13 protein-coding genes are annotated in these 12,638 nt (G+C 70.4%); 7 read left to right on the top strand and 6 right to left on the bottom strand.

Going from position 1 to position 12,638, the window contains the following annotated elements; translation table 11 throughout:
• Positions 1–69: 69 nt before the first annotated feature.
• Positions 70–690, bottom strand: coding sequence for a TetR/AcrR family transcriptional regulator (locus FKR81_RS19110; RefSeq protein WP_146353439.1), 621 nt, complete (start codon positions 688–690; stop codon positions 70–72).
• Between the two features lie 66 nt (positions 691–756).
• Between FKR81_RS19110 and FKR81_RS19105 the strand changes: the two genes are divergently transcribed.
• Positions 757–1,515, top strand: coding sequence for an alpha/beta fold hydrolase (locus tag FKR81_RS19105; RefSeq protein WP_146353438.1), 759 nt, complete (start codon positions 757–759; stop codon positions 1,513–1,515).
• Here FKR81_RS19105 and FKR81_RS19100 read toward each other — a convergent pair.
• Complete coding sequence (locus FKR81_RS19100) at positions 1,508–3,001, bottom strand: response regulator transcription factor (RefSeq protein WP_146353437.1); 1,494 nt, start codon at positions 2,999–3,001, stop codon at positions 1,508–1,510. The genes FKR81_RS19105 and FKR81_RS19100 overlap by 8 nt on opposite strands.
• Positions 3,002–3,075: 74 nt before the next feature.
• Here FKR81_RS19100 and FKR81_RS19095 point away from each other — a divergent pair, with 74 nt between their 5' ends.
• Positions 3,076–3,843 (top strand): class I SAM-dependent methyltransferase, encoded by a 768-nt coding sequence (locus tag FKR81_RS19095; protein WP_146353436.1) that lies wholly within the window; start codon positions 3,076–3,078, stop codon positions 3,841–3,843.
• A 9-nt stretch (positions 3,844–3,852) separates the two neighbouring features.
• On the top strand, positions 3,853–5,013 hold the full coding sequence (locus FKR81_RS19090) for a metallophosphoesterase (protein ID WP_146353435.1): 1,161 nt from the start codon (positions 3,853–3,855) through the stop codon (positions 5,011–5,013).
• Here FKR81_RS19090 and FKR81_RS19085 read toward each other — a convergent pair.
• Complete coding sequence (locus tag FKR81_RS19085; RefSeq protein WP_146353434.1) at positions 4,988–6,301, bottom strand: DUF2252 domain-containing protein; 1,314 nt, start codon at positions 6,299–6,301, stop codon at positions 4,988–4,990. The genes FKR81_RS19090 and FKR81_RS19085 overlap by 26 nt on opposite strands.
• 76 nt (positions 6,302–6,377) lie before the next feature.
• Between FKR81_RS19085 and FKR81_RS19080 the strand changes: the two genes are divergently transcribed.
• The 4 genes from FKR81_RS19080 (at position 6,378) to FKR81_RS19065 (ending at position 10,480) form a co-directional block, all read left to right on the top strand.
• Positions 6,378–6,971: a hypothetical protein gene (locus tag FKR81_RS19080; RefSeq protein ID WP_146353433.1), complete on the top strand. Its 594-nt coding sequence runs from the start codon at positions 6,378–6,380 to the stop codon at positions 6,969–6,971.
• Positions 6,972–7,064: 93 nt separating this feature from the next.
• On the top strand, positions 7,065–9,065 hold the full coding sequence (locus FKR81_RS19075; protein WP_146353432.1) for a neutral/alkaline ceramidase: 2,001 nt from the start codon (positions 7,065–7,067) through the stop codon (positions 9,063–9,065).
• 173 nt (positions 9,066–9,238) lie between these two features.
• A complete protein-coding gene (locus FKR81_RS19070) occupies positions 9,239–9,997 on the top strand; it encodes a bestrophin-like domain (protein WP_186763051.1) in 759 nt (252 codons plus the stop codon).
• 27 nt (positions 9,998–10,024) lie between these two features.
• Entirely contained in the window at positions 10,025–10,480 is a 456-nt protein-coding gene (locus FKR81_RS19065) for a hypothetical protein (protein WP_146353430.1), read from the top strand.
• Here FKR81_RS19065 and FKR81_RS19060 read toward each other — a convergent pair.
• The 3 genes from FKR81_RS19060 to FKR81_RS19050 form a co-directional block, all read right to left on the bottom strand.
• Positions 10,473–11,501 (bottom strand): ABC transporter substrate-binding protein, encoded by a 1,029-nt coding sequence (locus tag FKR81_RS19060; protein WP_146353429.1) that lies wholly within the window; start codon positions 11,499–11,501, stop codon positions 10,473–10,475. The two genes, FKR81_RS19065 and FKR81_RS19060, sit on opposite strands and share 8 nt — an antisense overlap.
• On the bottom strand, positions 11,494–12,264 hold the full coding sequence (locus FKR81_RS19055; RefSeq protein WP_146353428.1) for an ion transporter: 771 nt from the start codon (positions 12,262–12,264) through the stop codon (positions 11,494–11,496). The genes FKR81_RS19060 and FKR81_RS19055 overlap by 8 nt, the downstream gene beginning before the upstream one ends.
• Positions 12,265–12,350: 86 nt before the next feature.
• Positions 12,351–12,533: a hypothetical protein gene (locus FKR81_RS19050; RefSeq protein ID WP_146353427.1), complete on the bottom strand. Its 183-nt coding sequence runs from the start codon at positions 12,531–12,533 to the stop codon at positions 12,351–12,353.
• Positions 12,534–12,638: the final 105 nt, after the last annotated feature.

The following is a 12,638-nucleotide window of genomic DNA, read 5'->3' as shown; positions in this document are numbered from 1 at the left end:
CCCGCGTCAGGCGTCAGGCGTCCCAGCTCACCGAGTGAACGGCCCGTTCCCAACACCAGGTTCGAGTGTTCAGCGCCCGTAAGCGGCCATGAAGACGCGGACGCCCTCGTCCGCGAACCGCTCCAGCTCCTCCGGTGTGAACGGGTTCTCGTCGACCTCGAACATCGCCTTGTTCATCGGGATCGACAGCACCAGCCACAGGAAGTGCTGCGCGGCCAGCATCGGGTCGGGTGTGTGCAGCAACCCGCGCGAGTGCAGCGTGCCGAACCGGTCGGCGAGCATCGCGTAGGAACGGCCGGGCGCGCTGTCGAACCAGGTGCGCGCCACGTCCGGGAAGCGGTCGACCTCGCCGATGATGATCCGCCGCAGCCGGACCAGCCGCGGCTGCATGACGTTGACGACGATCTGCCTGCCCAGCGCGCGCAGGTCGCCGTCGATGTCGTCGCTCGCGGGCAGCGACTCGATGATCTCGTCGGACCGCTCCTCGGTCGTCTTGATGTCGCCGACGATGATCTCGGTGAACAGCCGTTCCTTGTCCGCGAAGTGCTTGTAGACCGTCTGCTTGGACACCTCGGCCAGTGCCGCGACCTCGTCCATGCTCGCGCCGGCGTACCCGCTGCGCAGGAACACCGTCCGCGCGGCTTCCACGATCGCGCGCCGCTTGCGGGCCGACCGTCCCTCGATCTCCATGGCAACATAGTACTGGACCGTCCAGTTCTCAGTACTGTACCGTCCAGTACTGACTGGAGGTGGGCGATGAAGGTCATGTCACGCGACGGGACGGCGATCGCGTACTCGCAGGTCGGCAGCGGTCCGGCGGTGGTGCTGGTGGACGCGGCGAGCTGCTACCGGGGCTTCGGCCCGATGGGAGAGCTGGCGGACGCGCTCGAAGAGCGCTTCACGGTCTACACCTACGACCGGCGCGGCCGGGGCGAGAGCACCGACACTCCGCCGTACGCGGTCGAACGCGAGGTCGAGGACCTGGCGGCCGTCATCGACCTGGCGGGAGGCGAGGCGTTCGTGCACGGCTTCTCGTCCGGCGCGGTCCTGGCTCTGCACGCCGCCGCGCACGGGTTGCCGATCCGGGCGCTCACCCTGCTCGAACCCCCGCTCGGCGAGGACTCCGCGGAGGATCCGCTGCGCGGCGAGCTGGAAGCCCTGCTGGCCGACGGCCGCCGCGGGGACGCGTATCTGCACTTCCAGCACAGCATCGGGGTGCCGGACGAGTACGTCACCGGCAGGCGCGAGTCGCCGCAGTGGCCCGCCTTCGAAGCGCTCGCGCACACCCTCGTGTACGACACGGTGATCGCCTCGACGCTCCCACTCGGCCGGCTCGCGGAGATCGCCACGCCGACGCTCGTCGTGGACAGCGAGGCGAGCGACGCACGCCTCCACGCGTGGGCGAAGGGCGTCGCGGCCGCACTCCCCCGCGGCACGCACCGCACGCTGCCCGGCGAGTGGCACGGCGTGGCGGCGACCGAACTGGCACCCGTGATGGCCGAGTTCTTCAGCTGACAGGACGCACGGCGAACGCAGCGGCTTCGGCGCGGTTGCGCAGACCGAGCTTCGCCAGCACGTTGCTGACGTGGTGCGACGCGGTCTTCCTGCTGATGAACAACCGCGCCGCGATCTCCGGGTTGGACAACCCGAGCCCGAGCAACGCGAGCACTTCCTGCTCGCGCTTCGACAGCACGCCGACGTCTTTGGGCCCGGTCCGCCCGCGAGCACCCAGCGAGCGCAACAGAGCCGCCGCCTCATCGGCCTCACGGGCGGCACCGAGCCGGGAGAACACTGTCAACGCCGCCTTCGCCTCGACGACCGCGATCTCCGGAGCGGCCAGCCGCGCGAGCTCCAGCCGGGTGCGGGCCTCCTCGAACGGCAACCCGGCCGCGCCGAACCCGGCGAGCGCCGCCTCGAGATCACCAACCGCGTCCGCACCGGACCGCGCCGCCACGAACCCGCGTGCGAACGAGGCGACGGCACGCAACGCGGGCGTCGGTGTGACGAGGCGCGAACACAGCTCCAGCGCGGAGGAAAAGCGCCCGGCCAACGCCTCCACCTCGGCGAGCAGGGCGAGCACCGGCGCCTGCGTCATCCCGTCCCCGTGCTGGGACACGTGCCGCCGCAACAGGGTCGCCGCCAGCTCCACCGACCCGCGCGCCAGGTGCGTGCGCGCCAGCGGACGCACCGCGTACGAGTCGTGCTCGTAGCCGGTCAGCAGCGCCTCGGCCTCCTCGAGACGGCCCTGCCGGACCCGAAGATCAGCGAGGCGCACCACGGCACCCGAACACAAGGCGCGGTAGCTGACCGCGTAGAGCCGCGCCGACGTCGCCAACTCATGGTCGGCCTCGGCCCACCGCCCGGCCGCGGTGAGGATGCCGCCGTAGTACATGCGGCAGATCGCCGACGCCCAGTCCGGTGCGTTCGCGGCGTCCGTCCACTGCTCGGCGCGCCGCACGTCGAGCACCATCTCGCACGCCAGCAGCATCTTGCAGTAGATCTCGCCCGCGGCGGCGAAGTTCGGCACCTCACCGCCGCGCGCGGCCGCGGCCGCCTCGTCGAGCCTGCGCATGCCCTCGTCGACGTGCCCGCGTTCCACCAGAGCCACCCCGGCGTACGCCAGTGCGTCGAACTCGAGCGAGTGGTCACCGAAGCGCCGCGCGATCTCCAGCGCCGCGGCGATGTGCCGGTCCTTCTCGTCGCGGTCGGAGGTCGCCAGCACGCACGCCAGCTCGACCCAGCCGCGTTCGGCGCAGTCACCGGACACCGACGCCAGCCGTTTCCCGCGCTCCAGCCAGCCGCTCGCGGCCGCGAAGTTCCCGTGCACGGCCGCGTAGTCGAACGCCAGGTGGTACGCGGCGAGCACCGCCGGGTAGCGGGTGTCGCCGCGGGCGCGGAACCCGGCGTACGCGCGTTCCCGCAGGTCGATGGCGGCGGCGTAGTCGCCTTCGCGGTAGCGGGTCTCCGCGAGCGCGTCGAGTGCCTCGGGTGTCCCGTCCACGCCGACGATTATCGCCCCGGAAACAGGGCAACTGCCCCATCCTCGGCGATCCGCGAGCGAGCAGGCTCACCCGCATGACCGAGGCGTTCCAGATCTCCGCCGACCAGGCCGAGGTCTACGAGTCGAAGTTCGTGCCCGCGCTCTTCGCGGACTGGGCGGCACCGCTCGCCGACGCGGCGGGCCTGCGACCGGGCCAGCGCGTGCTCGACGTCGCGTGCGGCACCGGCGTGCTGGCCCGCACCGCCGCCGACCGGGGCTGCGACGTCGTCGGCGTCGACCTCAACGAGGGCATGCTGACGGTCGCGCGCCGGGTGCGTCCCGACCTGGAGTGGCGCCGGGGAGACGTCACCGACCTGCCGTTCGAGACCGGCGAGTTCGACGTGGTGCTGTGCCAGTCGGCGCTGATGTTCTTCCTGGACGCCACCGCCGCGCTGCGCGAGATGGGCCGGGTGTCCGGCGGCACGGTCGGCGTGCAGGTCTACAGCAGCCTCGCCGAGCAGCCCGCGTACGGGCCGTGGGTCGAGATGGTCGGGCGGCACGCGGGCCGCGAGGCGGTCAGCCTGCTGAGCACGTACTGGGTGCACGGCGACCTCGACGTCCTGCGCTCGCGTTTCGACGACGCGGGCCTGGTGGTGACCGACGTCCGCACCAGGACCGGCACCGCGCGCTGGGGCTCGATCGACGAGATGGTGCGGGTGGAGGTCGAGAGCACGCCGCTCGTCGACCGGATCAGCGACGAGGTCTACGACCGCATCCGGGTGGAGTCACGCGCCGTGCTCGGCCGCTTCCCCGCCGACGCCGTCCCGATCGCCGGCCACCTGGTACTCGCGCGGCACAAGTAGATTGGAGACATGACAACCACCGCCGCGCGGCCCCGACTGTCGGTCAGGCGTGTCGTCTTCACGCTGGTGCTGCTGACGATCACGACCCTGCTGTTCTGGGTGCCGTGGGCGGGCCTGTTCCCGGCGTCCGCCGAGTGGCCGTCACCGGTCCGCGCGGTGAGCGGTGTGCTGTTCGTGGCGGCGGCCATCACGTTCATCGCCCTGATCACCCGGCGGCACTCCGACCGCGCGGCGCGCATCGCACACCTGATGCTGGGCGTCGCCTGGATCGCGTTCGCGTGGACGTTGATCACCGACCTGCTGCGGCTCGTGCTGCTGGTGTCCGGTGTGGACAACCCGCTGCGGTCGCGGATCGTCGCGGTGCTGCTGGCGGTGCTGATCGCCGGGCTCACCGCGCACGGCTACCGCGAGGCGCTGCGCGTGCCGCGGATCAAGCACGTGGACATCACGCTGCCGCGGATGGACCCGGCGTTCGACGGCCTGCGGATCGCGGTGCTCACGGACACGCACTACGGCGCCATGGACCGCACGCGCTGGTCGGAGAAGACCATCGCGGCGGTCAACGAGCTCGGCGCGGACGTCGTCGTGCACGTCGGCGACATCGCGGACGGGACCGCGGAGCAGCGCAGGGGCCAGGCCGCGCCGCTCGCGGACGTCGTTGCGCAGCACCGGTTCTACGTCTCCGGCAACCACGAGTACTACTCCAACGCGCAGGGCTGGATGGAGCTGATGGCGTCGTTCGGCTGGACGCTGCTGCACAACAAGCACGTCGTGCTGGAACGCGACGGCGCGCGGCTCGTGTTCGCGGGCGTCGACGACATCACCGCCAACTCCTCCGGCGAGGAGGGCCACCGCGCCGACCTCGACGCCGCCGTGGACGGCCTGCGCGACGACGACGCGGTCGTGCTGCTGGCGCACCAGCCGTCGGAGATCCGCAAAGCCGTCGCCAAGGGCATCGACCTGCAGCTCTCCGGGCACACGCACGGCGGCCAGATCTGGCCGTTCCACCTGCTCGTGAAGCTGCAGCAGCCGGTGCTCGCCGGGCTGAGCACGCACGGCGACCGCACCCAGCTCTACACGAGCCGCGGCGCCGGGTTCTGGGGCCCGCCGCTGCGCGTGTTCGCGCCGAGCGAGATCTCGCTGCTCACCCTGTCGAGTCGACGCCCTTGATCCGGCCACCCCGGAACGCGTCGACGAACAACCGGTGGTCCTCGCGCGTCTGCTCGGCGTAGCGCAGCGCGAACGAGACGACGGAGTCGGCGAACTCGGCGTCACGCCCACCGATGGCGGTCGCGATCGCCTCCTCGCACTGGAAGTCGACGAGCGTCTGGGACGAGTCGCTGTCCGCGACGCAGTGCATCTTGGCGGTCGCGCGGCCGAGGTACTCGAGCACCGGCGCCATGTCGGACGGCTCGCTGAGGTCGGACCAGTCGAGGTCGGAGACGTACGGCGACAGCTCGGACACGACGTACCCGACGCCGTCGACGGTGGTGTGCCCGAGCCACGGGTCGGCGTGCGCCTGCAGCGCGCGCTGCGAGATCGCGGTGCGGTGGCCGTGGTCGGTGAAGTAGGAGCGGATGCGCTCGTCGGCGACGATCCGGCTCGGTGCGGCCACGTTGGCCTGCTTCATCGACAGCACGACGTCGTTCTCGAGTGCCTGGGTGCGTCCCTCGACGAGCACGTTGTACGCGGGCAACCCGGCCGATCCGATGCCGAAACCGCTGCGCCCCACCACGTCCTTGACCGCGTAACTGAGGCTGCTGCCCGCGCGCTTGCCCTCGGGGATGGTGTCCAGGTAGCCGGCGAACGCCTCCTCGACGCGCGCCCGTTCGTCCGCGCCGAGCTCGCGGGTGCCGGAGCGGTCGCGGCGGAACTGCCGCTCGTAGTCGACGACGACCGTCTTCTCCTCCAGCAGACCGACCCTGGTCGCGAGGCGGGCGCTCTGCAACACCTGGTGCAGCACGCCTTCGGTGCTGTCGAGCCGCAGGCTGAACAGCTCGTCGCCCGGCCGTTCCGCGAACATGCGGACCTGGCCGACGTAGGCCGCGACGTAGCCGCGCACCAGTTCCTCGATCGTCTCGTCGGGCAACGCCTTGCGCCAGCCCAGCAGCGCCATGCTCGCCGCGAACCGCCGCACGTCCCACGTGTACGCGCCGAGGTAGGCCTCGTCGAAGTCGTTGACGTCGAAGACGAGCACGCCCTCGGAGTTCATGTAGGTGCCGAAGTTCTCCGCGTGCAGGTCGCCCTGGATCCAGATCCGGCTGGTGCGCTCGTCGACCCACTCGTCCGGTTCGTCGGCCATGTCCGCGTAGAACAGGCACGCGCTGCCCCGGTAGAACGCGAACGGCTCGGCGGCCATCTTGCGGAACTTGTGCCGGAACGCGGCCGGATCGGCCGACATCAAGTCCTCGAAGGCCTCGTCGAGAACGGCCACGATGCGATCTCCGCGGTCAGCCATGCCAGACGCTAACCCCGCCGGGGTCGTAACGTCAGCCCCCGGATGCTCCCCGAGCCGACTCCGTGAGGAGAACGAGATGGACTACCAGGTCACCCGCGTCGCACTGCACGGTGTCGCGGAGCTGGTGCTCGCCGGACCGCAGTACGACGCGATCGGCACCATCAAGCTGCGCGTCACACCGGGCGGCTTCGGCACGATCGGCGCACCCGGCCTGCGGGTCGACGGCGACCAGCTCATCACCCCCGGCGGCACGCTGCCGCTCACCGGCACCTACGAGGAGCTCGCCGCGGCGGCCGGGGTCGCGGCACGCCCGCTGCGCGACGTCTACCACGACGGCCCGGACGTCACGCCGTCCTCGGCCATCCACGTGGACCCCGCGGACGCGCGGCGCATCGCCGACGCGTTCGCGCGGGGCGACCGGGCGCTGCGGGAGTTCGCGGACGCCGAACCGATCCTGTGGCCGGAGCACTTCGACCTCGGCATCACGGTCGACGAGGTCAACTACGGCATCTCGCCCGGCGACGCGCACATCGCCGAGCCGTACGCCTACGTCGGCCCGTGGCAGCCGCGCACCGGCCCGTTCTGGAACGCGCCATTCGGCGCCGCACGCCCCCTGACCAGCCTCGACGACGTGGCGGCCTTCTTCAGGGACGGCCGCGCGGCGCTCTAGTGATTTCCCGGTCCCCCCGACCTTGCCTCACGTGGCGTGGATCACTACCGTGCAGTAGATACGAATCCGCTTCACATATTCCGGGGAGCGCGGATGCGAGCCACTCGTCGCAAGGTCCTGCTGACCGTCCTGACCCTCGTCGCCGTCGCCGTCCCACCGGTGGCGCAGGCGGCGCCGGAGCCGTACCTGGTCGGCAGAGGCATCTCGGACGTCACGGGCCCCGCCGCCGAGAACGGCATGATGGGCTACTCGAAGTTCGACCAGAAGACGACCGGCATCCACCAGCGGCAACGCAGCCGGGCGTACGTCGTGGTCGACCAGGCGACCGGCAAGCGGGTCGCGTACGTCAACGCCGACCTGGCGATGATCTTCCGCGCGGTGCAGGAAGGCGTGCTCGCCAAGCTCCAGTCGCGCTACGGCAGCACCTACACGCGCGAGAACCTGCTGCTCTCGGCCACGCACACGCACTCGGGCCCCGGCGGCTTCTCGCACAACCTCGCCTACAACCTGTCGATACTCGGGTTGCAGCAGCAGACGCTGGACGCGGTCACCGACGGCATCGTCGAGTCGGTCGTCGAGGCGCACGAGGACCTCAGGCCCGGCTCGATCAGCCTCGGCCGCGGCGAGCTGACCACCGCGAGCGTCAACCGGTCGCGCACGGCGTTCGACCGCAACCCCGACAAGGGTTTCTTCCCGCAGGGCATCGACCCCGCGATGACCGTGCTGCGCTTCCGGCAGGGCAGCGACGACGTCGGCGCGATCAGCTGGTTCGCGACGCACAACACGTCGGTCACCAACGCGAACACGCTGATCAGCCCGGACAACAAGGGGTACGCGGCCTACAAGTGGGAGCACGACGACGAAGGCGTGCGCTACCTGGAGAACCGGCCGGGCTTCGTCGCGGCGTTCCCGAACACCAACGCCGGTGACATGTCGCCGAACCTCAACCTCAAGCCGGGTTCGGGCCCCACCGAGGACCAGTGGGAGAACACCCGGATCATCGGCGAGCGGCAGAACCGCAAGGCGCAGGAGATCTACGACGGGCCGCGGACCGCGATGAGCGGCGTCGACCACCGGATGCGCTTCGTCGACATGTCGCAGGTCAGCGTCGAGGGCCGGTACACGGCCAACGGCCAGCCGGGCACCACGTGCTCGGGCGTGGTCGGCGCGTCGACGATCGCGGGCAGCGTCGAGGACGGGCCCGCGATCCCCGGTTTCTCCGAGGGCATGCAGAGTCCGCTCAAGAAGCTGTTCGAGCCGTTCAACGTCCCGGTGCCGGAGTGGCTGAAGAGCTGCCAGTACCCGAAGGCGTCGCTCGTGCCGACGGGTCTCATCGGCGCGACGCCGAACGTGGTGCCGCTGCAGATCATCCGAATCGGACAGCTGCACCTCGTCGCGGTGCCCGGTGAGGTGACGATCACCGCCGGTCTGCGGATCCGCCGCAGCGTCGCGCAGGAGCTCGGCACCAGCGTCGACAACGTGCTGATCCAGGGCTACGCCAACGACTACAGCCAGTACGTCACGACGCCGGAGGAGTACGACTCCCAGCAGTACGAGGGCGGCTCGACCCTCTTCGGCCGCAACACGACACCCGCGTACCAACAGGAGTTCGGCAAGATCGCGGCGTCGATGCGCGCGGGCACTCCCCTGCCCGCCGGCCCGACGCCGGGCAGGCCGCCGTTCACCGAGCTCAACCTGCAGACCGGGGTCGTGTTCGACGACAAGGCACTGGGGCAGAGCTGGGGCCAGGTGCTCACCGCACCCGCCGCGTCCTACCAGCCCGGGCAGACGGTGACCGCGGTGTTCGTCACCGGCCACCCGAAGAACAACCTGCACCGCAACGGAACCTTCCTCGAGGTGCAGCGGCTCGAGAACGGCCAGTGGAAGCGGCACGCCGACGACGGCGACTGGTCGACGCGCTACCAGTGGAAGCGGGTCGGCATCGCCAACTCGGAGGCCACCGTCACGTGGGCCGTCCCGGCCGACACCCCCGCCGGGACGTACCGGATCGTCCACAACGGCGACTGGAAGAACGGGTGGAACGGCGCGATCAGTGGCTTCACCGGTGCCACTGGCAGCTTCACCGTCCACTAGGGAGTCCCCTCGGGGATTCCATCTCACTTGGGTGCGCACAACACCCAGGTGTCGTAACGGTCTCACCGCCACGAGTGATCAGACTCCGCTATGGCGGTGAGACCCGCACGGCTGCGGCCGCACTCGATCGAAGGATGGTGGTCCCACCGAGGCCACGCCTAGCGTCGATCATCGTGTGGGACGTGGTGCTGGTCGTGACTCTGACCGCGGGAGCGGTCTGCATCGCCGTGCTGATCGTCGACCGGATCGTGCCGGTCGCACGGCGGGTGCCGTACAACGAGCTGTCGGGCCACTTCTTCGCGGCCGTCGGCGCCTTCTACGCGATCCTCCTCGCGTTCGTCGTCGTCGCCGTGTGGGAGGACATGAACGCGGCGAAGGACAACACCTACGTCGAGGCGAACGCCTTGCCGGGCCTGTACTTCAGCTCGACGCAGTTCTCCGAGCGGGACAAGGCCGAGTTCCAGGACATCGCCGTCACGTACGCGCGGGAGGTCATCGACGACGAGTGGCCGATGCTCGCGCACGGCGAGGCGAGCCCGCGCGTGGACGACGTCGCCAAGCGGATGCGCAAGGTGCTGCTCCAGCTCGATCCGCAGACACCGAAGCAGGAAGCCTTGTACAGCGCCATGATCGAGCGGGTCAACGTGATCAACAGCGCCCGCCGCGACCGGTTGAACGAGGCGAAGCCGTCGATTCCCGGCTACCTGTGGTTCGGGTTGATCGTCGGCGCGCTGCTGGTCGTGGGCATCGCGTTGTTCTTCGGTGCGCCGCGGCCGATGCCGCACACGATCATGGTGATCGTCTTCGCGATGCTCGTCTCGGGCTCGCTCTACTACGCGCACCTCATGGACCACCCGTTCGCGGGCACGACCACCGTGACACCGGACGCGTTCCGCATCGCGTTGCGGCAGATGGGTCAGACGTCACCTTAGCCAGGACCGAACTCGAGGAGGACCGCCTTGTCACGTCTCGTGCTGATCATCGCCCTGCTGGCCGCCGGCCTGCCGCTCACCGCGTCGGCGAGCCCGGCCGCGCTGGAGCTGTTCGCGAAGCGCAGCGTGTTGTCACTGCCCGCGGTTCCCGCGCTGGGCGTGGGTTTCGTCGGCGGCGGTGAGCTGCTGGACACCTCCGGCGCGAAGGTCGGCGACGGCTTCTCGCACTGCGGCATCGTGCAGATCACCGTCGACCTCCCGCCTGCCGTCGTCGCGCACTGCACCAGCACCTACCGGTTCTCCGACGGCGAGCTGCACCTGTCGAGCCTGCGCACCTACCGGCCGCTGGCGCTGGCGTTCGACGACTGCCCCGTCGCGGTGATCGGCGGCACCGGCGCGTACGCGAACGCCCGAGGGGACGGGAAGTTCACCAAGCTCACCGACCCCGACAGGGCCTACAAGGTCACGCTGAACGTCACCTGACGACCAGCTCGCCGGAGCGGGCGACGGAGGCGGTGCGGCGGGTGGAGACCACGGCGAGCTCCGCTCCCGCCCGCCACTGCCCGCCGGCCAGCTCGACCGTCGCCACACCCGGCGCCGGGCCGGTCGTCCAGTCGAGCACACCGGCGATCGTGGCGATCCGCATGGTCCGCAATGCCGAGGCGATGCCCTCTTTGTCCTCGCCCACGGCCAAAGCGCGCGTGGCGACCTCGAACAGCGCGTGCGCGAGCCCGAGCGGCTGCAACCACGGCCGCCCGGTCGCCGACTCGTACGCCCCGGCCAGCTCGGCGCACGACTGTCCGTCCACAGAGGACACGTGCCGGTGCGTGGGCGTCCACGACACGATGGTCGCGACGCCGTCGAGCCCGAACCGCGAGACGCCGAACGGGTAGGTGAGCCAACGGGAGCAGGTGATCAGCCGGGGCGCACCCGGTAACGCCGCCAGGTCCGCCGCGGTGGGCGCGCCGGTCACCACGTCCACGTCGCCGAACGAGGGCAACCGTCCGGACAGCTCGCGGTACGGCCGGTCGACGAGCTGGTGCCCGCGCGCCACCGCGACCGGCGCGAACCAGCGCCGCGACGCCGCGCCCTGCGGGCCGTCGTTCCACAGGCAGCCGACCCGGCAGGACGGCGCGACGAGCTCCCACATGTCCGCGAACACCGTCGCGATGTCGTCGACACCCCAGCAGAAGTGGAACGTCCACTCCGGACTGCGCGAGCCGAGCCACACCTGCCACGGCAGCACGGTCGACACGCACGGAGTGCGCAGCCGCTCGCAGACCTCGACCACGGCGGGGAGCGTGTCGGTTCCGCCGAGCGTCACGACGAGAGGGACACCGTCACGCAGGATCAGTTCCTCGGCGGCGCGGCGAGCACCGGCGGCGGTCGACCCGCTGTCGCGCAAGAGGACGTCGTGCTCGCGGGCCGCGAACTCGAGCGGTCCGCCGAGCACGGCGAGCCGCCCGGTGCGGGCGGCGACAACTCCGATCCGGCCGTCAGACATGGACTGTCCGCAGCTCGCGCACCTCGTCGCGCAGCGCCCGCAGCTCCTCCAGCACGATCTCGTCGACCTCGCGCGCCGTGGCGGGCACCGCCGACTGCATCGCGCTGCACACGACCGCGATGAACAGGTTGAGCATGGTGAACGTGCCGATGAGCAGGTAGCAGAGGAAGAAGATCCAGGCCAGCGGCTGGTGTTCCATCAGGTCGCGCATGACGTCCGACCAGCCGTCGCCGGTGGTGATCTGGAACAGCGTCAGCACGGTCGAGCCGAGGTCGCCGAACCGGGCGTCCCCGGTGTCGCGGAACAGGTTGTTCGCGATCACCGCGCCGACGTACAGCAGCAGCACCAGCAACCCGCTCAGCGACAGCAGTCCGGGGATCGACCTGACCAGCGCCGTGACCACCCCGCGCATGCTCGGCACCATCGCCACCAGCCGCAGCGCGCGCAGGATGCGCAACGACCGCAGCACCGACAGCGGTCCGGCGGCGGGCAGCAGCGCGACCGCGACGACGAGGAAGTCGAAGCAGTTCCACGGGTCGCGGAAGAACCTCAGCCGGAACGCGTAGAGCCGGGCGAGCAGCTCGCAGGCGAAGACCGCGAGCGCGCTGTGATCCAGCGCTGTCAGGACGTCGCCGTACTCCCTGACCAGTGCCGGCGAGGTCTCGCATCCCAGCGACACGGCGTTGATCACGATGACGCCGATGATCAGCCATTGGAAGCGGTCGCTCTCCACGATCTCGCCGACGCGGTCGCGCAGAACCATCTGGTAACTCCTTGCGGGTGAACGAACATGAACTCGCCCTCAACATCGGTTGACGAGCAGGTCCACCTTGTTCACCCGTAAGTGCGTCAGCTCCGCTTCTGCTGCGCCGCGAGGTACCCGACGCTGGCCCAGCTGATGCCGAGCAGCGCACCCCCGATGATCGCCACCAGGATCATCGCGCTGGAGCCGACCGCGGCGAGCGTGCCCACCACCGCCCCGTACACCATCGAGAGGATGACCAGGACCGCGTTGATCTTCTTTCTGTCCATGGCGGGAATCGTGCCGATCAGGCCGCCCGGCCCGCATCGACGCACCGGCCGGTTCTCCGGCCAGCCGGTCGACTGATCGCCGAATCCACCTGGTGGTCACTGGCG

The organism is Lentzea tibetensis (assembly GCF_007845675.1).
Classification (GTDB): Bacteria; Actinomycetota; Actinomycetes; order Mycobacteriales; family Pseudonocardiaceae; genus Lentzea; species Lentzea tibetensis.
The sequence above is the reverse complement of the archived record's forward strand: the minus strand, read 5'-3'. Positions and strand labels throughout refer to the sequence as shown.

Coding starts and splice junctions, on each gene's coding strand:
- FKR81_RS19090 (WP_146353435.1), top strand. CDS start 3,853: ATGACAACCACCGCCGCGCGGCCCCGACTGTCGGTCAGGCGTGTCGTC.
- FKR81_RS19105 (WP_146353438.1), top strand. CDS start 757: ATGAAGGTCATGTCACGCGACGGGACGGCGATCGCGTACTCGCAGGTC.
- FKR81_RS19060 (WP_146353429.1), bottom strand. CDS start 11,501: ATGTCTGACGGCCGGATCGGAGTTGTCGCCGCCCGCACCGGGCGGCTC.
- FKR81_RS19085 (WP_146353434.1), bottom strand. CDS start 6,301: ATGGCTGACCGCGGAGATCGCATCGTGGCCGTTCTCGACGAGGCCTTC.
- FKR81_RS19095 (WP_146353436.1), top strand. CDS start 3,076: ATGACCGAGGCGTTCCAGATCTCCGCCGACCAGGCCGAGGTCTACGAG.
- FKR81_RS19075 (WP_146353432.1), top strand. CDS start 7,065: ATGCGAGCCACTCGTCGCAAGGTCCTGCTGACCGTCCTGACCCTCGTC.
- FKR81_RS19110 (WP_146353439.1), bottom strand. CDS start 690: ATGGAGATCGAGGGACGGTCGGCCCGCAAGCGGCGCGCGATCGTGGAA.
- FKR81_RS19050 (WP_146353427.1), bottom strand. CDS start 12,533: ATGGACAGAAAGAAGATCAACGCGGTCCTGGTCATCCTCTCGATGGTG.
- FKR81_RS19055 (WP_146353428.1), bottom strand. CDS start 12,264: ATGGTTCTGCGCGACCGCGTCGGCGAGATCGTGGAGAGCGACCGCTTC.
- FKR81_RS19080 (WP_146353433.1), top strand. CDS start 6,378: ATGGACTACCAGGTCACCCGCGTCGCACTGCACGGTGTCGCGGAGCTG.